We start from the raw sequence: 3,507 nt of genomic DNA, 5'->3' as shown, positions 1-3,507 counted from the left end.
GGTCACGGTCAACGGCCGCGGCAGCTTCATACAGCCCACCATCTTCGACAATGTTGCCCATGACGACCCGATTGCCCGCGACGAGATATTCGGGCCGGTGCTCTCGGTCCTTGCCTTCGACGATGAGGAGGAGGCTGTCCGCATCGCCAATGACAACCCGTACGGGCTGGCCGCATCGCTGTGGACCGACAGTCTTTCGCGTGCGCACCGCGTCGCCGGCCGGCTCCGCGCCGGCACAGTTTCCGTCAACACGGTCGATGCGCTGAGCCCGATGACGCCGTTCGGCGGCATCAAGCAATCCGGCTTCGGCCGCGACCTGTCTCTGCATGCGCTGGACAAGTACACCGCATTGAAAACGACATGGATCAAATATTGAGGCAAAGCGATCGCTTGATCGCCACGCCCAAACCGGCAACATAGCTGCCCATGCCGTTACGCTTCACGCTCAGACAACTGGAATATTTCGTCGCCGTCGGCGAAGCCGGCTCCATTACCAAGGCGGCCGAGCAGGTCAATGTGTCGCCGCCTTCGATTTCGGCATCCATCGCGCAGCTCGAGGCCGAATTCGGCGTCCAGCTTTTTGTGCGCAAGCATTCGCATGGCCTGTCACTCACGGCCGGCGGGCGCGTTTTCCTCAAGGAGGCCGCCAGGCTGCTTGCCGACGCCGACGCCCTGCACGATATTGCCGGCGACATCGCCGAGAAGGTGCGCGGGCCGCTGGCGGTCGGATGCCTGCTGACCTTCGCGCAGATCGTCATGCCGACCCTGCGCATGAAGTTCGAGCGCGCCTATCCCGAGGTGCGGTTCCGGCAATTCGAGCGCAACCAGGGTCAGTTGCTCGAAATGTTGCAGCGAGGCGAAATCGACGCAGCACTGACTTACGATCTCGAACTGTCGCAGGACACGACGTTCGAGCCGCTGATGCTGGTGCCGGCCTATGTCATGCTGCCACAAGGGCATCGCTTCGCCGGCAAGGCTTCGATCACGACGGAAGAACTGGCCGACGAGCCGATGGTGCTGCTCGACCTGCCCTATAGCCGCGAATATTTTCTTTCGGCCTTTCAGTCGCGGGGGATCCGGCCGAACATTGCCGAGCGCACCGGCGACATCGCGGTGATGCGGTCAATGGTTGCGAACGGCTTCGGCTACGGCATCGCCAACATGCGGCCGCTCAACACGCTGGCGCCCGACGGCAAGCCGCTGGTCTTCGTGCCGCTGGCGGGGGATTTGCGGCCTCTGACCATGGGGGTCGCCTTGCCCAACGCCGAGCACCGCACACAGACGGTGCAGGCATTCATCGATCATTGCCGCCGTTTCGTCGTCGAACAGGGCGTGTTCGGCAGCGGCCGGGTCGTGGAATAGAAGCCTTCCGTCACGCCACCTGAAGCCGGTGATCGGCAAGCCGCCGCAGCAGATTGTCCAGCATGTCGTCGCAGCGGCGCATCTGTTCGACGCTGACGAATTCGTCCGGCCTGTGCCCTTGCGCCATCGAGCCCGGTCCGCACACGATGGTCGGCGTGCCGAGGTCGCGACTGAACAATCCGCCTTCGGTGCCGAAGGCAACCTTGATAGTGTCGTTGGCACCGGTCAACGATTTGACGAAGGCGACGGCCTGCGAATTCGCCGGCGTGTCCAGCCCCGGATAGGTGTTGGTGATATCGATCTCGATGGCCGCCTCCGGCGCGATCGCTGAAGCGGCAGCGGCAATGCGCGCCGCCGCAGCGCGCAGCCCGTCGAGGATTTGGTCAGCATTGTCGGCCGCGACATTGCGGATCTCGAAGTCGAGCTGGCAGAGATTCGGCACGATGTTGAGCGCCACGCCGGCATTCATCTTGCCGACGTGGACGGTCGTGTAGGGAATGTCATAGTCGCCGTCGCGCGCGCCATCGCGCGCCAGCCGGTCCTGTTCCTGGCGTAGCGCGGAGACGAAGTCGCAACCGAGATGAATGGCGTTGAGCGCCAACGGGGCGAGCGCCGAATGGCCTTCCCGACCCCTGCACATGGCGCGTGCCGCGAGCTTGCCCTTGTGGCCGGTCGCAACCTGCATGTTGGTCGGCTCGCCGACGATGCACAGCAGAGGCCGGTGCGGCGCGGCCTGCAGCATGTCGATCAGGCTGTGCACACCGATGCAGCCGACCTCCTCGTCGTAGGAAAGCGCCAGATGCAAGGGCGTTTGCAGGCTCATTTTCGCGGCCTTGAGACAGGCGGCAAGCACGCAGGCGACGAAACCCTTCATGTCGGCAGCACCACGGCCGTAGAGCCTGCCATCGCGCGCGGTCATCTCGAAAGGCGGCAGCGTCCAGTCCTGGCCGTCGATGGGGACGACGTCGGTATGGCCGGACAGCATGACGCCGGGAGCGTCGGCCGGCCCGATGGTCGCGAAAAGGTTGGCCTTATGGCCGTCCGCGCTGCGGATGATCTGGCAGGCAATGCTCTGTGCCGCCAGCAGCTCCGTCACGTAACCGATGAGGTCGAGGTTCGACTCGTGACTGACCGTCGGAAAGGCGATCAGCTTTTCAAGGATCTGGATGCTGTCCATGCGTTATGTCTCATTGGCCGTGTGCGCTATCTAGCATCGCGTGGCCACGGCCTTGAAGTCGCATTTGGCTCAGCCGGGATTTGCCGGATGCTAATCCGTATGGCGAGGACGGATTAGGCGCGTCCTAATCGGCACAGAAGAAATCTGTAGTTTTCCGGCACGCGCCGCAACTTATGAGTAAGTTTACCGCATCTACCCACCGGGCGGACCGGTTTGCGCCAAACCATCACCGCGCATGCCGCGACGCGACGCTGGCAGGAAGGAAGCACTATGCGTGATCCACGCTACGACATTCTGTTCGAGCCCGTGAAGATCGGTCCGGTGACCGCCAAGAACCGCTTCTACCAGGTGCCGCACTGCAATGGCGGCGGCTATCGCGATCCGTCGGCGGCGGCCGAGATGCGGCGCATCAAGTCGGAAGGCGGCTGGGGCGTCATCTTCACCGAACAGACCGAGATGCACCACACCTCCGAGATCACGCCCTTTATCGAGCTCAGGCTGTGGGACGACGCCGACATCCCGGCGTTGGCGAAGATGGCCAAGGCCATGCACCAGCATGGCGCACTGGCCGGCATCCAGCTCGCCTATTCCGGCATCAACGGCCCGAACCTCTACACCAAGGAAGTGCCGCGCGGGCCGTCGGCCTTGCCCATCCGCACCTTCACCAACGATCCGGTCCAGGCCCGCGCCATGGACAGAGAGGATATACGCGACCTCAGGCGCTGGCATCGCAATGCCTTCAAACGCGCCAAACTGGCGGGTTTCGACCTGGTCTGTCTCTATGGCGCGCATGGCTTCGGCATCATCCAGCACTTCCTGTCCACCGCCACCAACCAGCGCACCGACGAATATGGCGGTTCGCTGGAAAACCGCTCGCGGCTGATGCGCGAGCTGATCGAGGAGGGTCGCGACGCCATCGGTGACACCTGTGGCCTGACGCTGCGGCTATCGCTGGACGAGATGATCGG

General features: G+C 63.5%; 4 protein-coding genes. 3 read left to right on the top strand and 1 reads right to left on the bottom strand.

Annotated features, from left to right (window positions below):
* Both AC1DX0_RS32960 and AC1DX0_RS32955 read left to right on the top strand, forming a co-directional pair.
* Window positions 1-376 (top strand): aldehyde dehydrogenase family protein (locus AC1DX0_RS32960; protein WP_477358551.1); only part of this gene is annotated, 376 nt, incomplete at its 5' end.
* Between the two features lie 50 nt (window positions 377-426).
* The gene (locus AC1DX0_RS32955) at window positions 427-1,362 is read left to right on the top strand and encodes a LysR family transcriptional regulator (RefSeq protein WP_006335304.1); all 936 of its coding nucleotides are present in this window, start codon (window positions 427-429) and stop codon (window positions 1,360-1,362) included.
* A gap of 10 nt (window positions 1,363-1,372) precedes the next feature.
* Here the strand turns inward: AC1DX0_RS32955 and argE are convergent, their stop codons facing one another.
* Complete coding sequence (gene argE / locus AC1DX0_RS32950) at window positions 1,373-2,539, bottom strand: acetylornithine deacetylase (RefSeq protein ID WP_477220873.1); 1,167 nt, start codon at window positions 2,537-2,539, stop codon at window positions 1,373-1,375.
* A 270-nt stretch (window positions 2,540-2,809) separates the two neighbouring features.
* On the opposite strand from argE, the gene AC1DX0_RS32945 reads away from it, so the two are divergent.
* Window positions 2,810-3,507 (top strand): oxidoreductase (locus tag AC1DX0_RS32945; protein ID WP_477358549.1); only part of this gene is annotated, 698 nt, incomplete at its 3' end.

The sequence above is a fragment of the Mesorhizobium sp. P3_A9 genome, assembly GCF_056402975.1.
This window is presented reverse-complemented; position numbering and strand designations above follow the sequence as displayed.